The organism is Halohasta sp. A2, from assembly GCF_056175805.1.
The window spans coordinates 1-1,014 of record NZ_JAQFWV010000171.1; the positions used below are offsets into that span (position 1 = coordinate 1).

Genomic DNA, 1,014 nt, shown 5'->3' on the forward strand with positions numbered 1-1,014 from the left:
TCTTCCGCAAGAACCACCGCAAGGAGTTCGAACACCTCTTCGTTGAGATTCTTCGTCTCTGTCGGGAAGCTGGGATGGCTAAGATGGGCGAAGTCGCCCTGGACGGCCGTCGCGTCCAGGGCGACGCGGCCCTTGACCAAAACCGGACTCGTGAGCAAATTACCGACGAAATACACGACATCCTTGAGGAAGCTGCCGAGGTCGACGAAGCCGAAGACGACGAATACGGACCAGAACAACGCGGAGACGAGCTCCCGGAGGAACTCCGGGAGCGAGAGGACCGACTGAATCGATTGCGGGAAGCCAGGGACCGACTCAACGCCACCGAACAGCAGCTCAAGGAGGAGCAAGCCGAGAAGATCCGCCAGAGAGAACAGGAAGAGGAAGAATCAGGCCAGAAGAAGCGTGGGCGGAAGCCCACACCTCCGGAGGAGGTGGAGCTTCCGGAGGACTCAAAGGCAAACACGACAGATCCAGCGAGTCAAACGCTCAAAACGAGCAACGGGTGGAAACAGGGCTACAACGGCCAAGCAATGGTGGACTGCGACACACAGGTCATCGTCGCTCAGGAGATCACTACTGACGCAAACGACGTCCAGCAGCTCAAGCCGATGCTGGAGACCTGCGAGAAGGTGAACGGCAAGCGCCCGGAGAAGGCGCTTGCCGACGCTGGCTACTGGAGCAAAGCGAACGCGCAGTTAGCGGATGAGCAGACAGAACTGTTCATCGCCACGACCAAAGACTGGAAGCGACGGAAAGAACTCCGGGAAGCGGATCCGCCACGAGGGCGGATCCCCAAGTGGTACGGGCTGAAAGAACGCATGGAGCGAAAACTCCGGACGAAACGAGGCAGAGGAATCTACCGCAAGCGCAGCCAGAGCGTCGAAGCAGTGTTCGGTCAGCACGTCACCCGCGGCTGTGACCGATTTCTGTTACGTGGGGAGGCGGGAGCGCAAGCGGAGTGGTCGTTGTTTTCGGCGACGCACAACCTGTTGAAGCTGTGGCGGTCCGGCC

The 1,014-nt window shown here is 59.8% G+C and carries 1 protein-coding gene; it reads left to right on the forward strand.

Annotated features, from left to right (window positions below):
- Positions 1-1,014: transposase (locus tag O2S87_RS18625; protein WP_475410216.1), on the forward strand; the 1,014-nt coding region annotated here is incomplete at both ends.